The sequence below is a fragment of the Halomonas sp. PBN3 genome, from assembly GCF_000475415.1.
In the GTDB taxonomy this organism is placed as follows: Bacteria; Pseudomonadota; Gammaproteobacteria; order Pseudomonadales; family Halomonadaceae; genus Halomonas; species Halomonas shengliensis.
In genome coordinates, this window is the sequence record NZ_AXCA01000050.1 from 1 (window position 1) to 894 (window position 894).

Consider the following 894-nt stretch of genomic DNA (forward strand, 5'->3'; position numbering starts at 1 on the left):
CCTTGCTCCTTGCTCCTTGTGGTTCAGCTTGCCTGTCATAGCCATAGAAAATCAAGATAAGCCGCGTAATCTTGATTTTTTACTCAATTGCGTATCGTATTTTACGTATTACGTATAACGTAAAAAGCTTCCCTTTCCGGCGTCACGGGGCTATGCTGCGCCTCTCGACCCGCCCCACATGACCCAGGCGATACCACCAGGAGAGCCCATGGCCCGCAGCGGCGTGACCTACGACGACGTCCAGCGCGCGATCGACGAGCTGCTCGCCCAGGGGGAATCCCCCAGCGTGCAGAAGGTTCGCGAGCGGCTGGGCACCGGCAGCTTCACCACCATCAGCGACCACCTGCGCGAGTGGCGGCAACGGCGCGCCCAGAACCGTGACGTGCCGCCGCCCCGTGGCATGCCGGCCGCCCTGCAGGAGCTGGCCGAGGGGCTGTGGCGCCAGGCCCAGGAGAGTGCCAACGAGGCCCTGGCCCACTACCGAGAGGAGGCCGACCGCCGCGCGGAAGAGGCCCGCGAAAGCGCCGCCGAGGCACGCCGGGTCGCCGAGGATGCCGAGCAGCGCGAGGCGGCCCTGGCACAGCACCTGGCCGGCACCGAGGCACGCCTGGGATCGCTCTCCGCCGAGCTGGCCCGCCGGGAAGCGGAGCTGGAGGCCCGCGAGAAGCAGGAGACCCGGCTCGCCACCCGCCTGGCGGAGCTGGAGTCGCTGCTGGCCCGCCATCGCGAGGAGGCGCAGCGCCTGGCCGATGAGCATCGCCAGGCCCTGGAGGCCGCCGAGGCGGCACATCGCGAGCGCCTGGCCCGGGAGGAACAGCGCCACGAGAGCGCGGAGTCACGCCTGATGGCGCTGCTCGACCAGGCCCGCCAGGAGCGCCAGGCCCTGGAGAAGGC

1 protein-coding gene is annotated in these 894 nt (G+C 69.1%); it reads left to right on the forward strand.

Features of this window, described 5'->3' with window-relative positions; all coding sequences use genetic code 11:
* Window positions 1–208: 208 nt before the first annotated feature.
* On the forward strand, window positions 209–894 hold a 686-nt coding region (locus tag Q673_RS22385), incomplete at its 3' end, for a DNA-binding protein (RefSeq protein WP_023004879.1).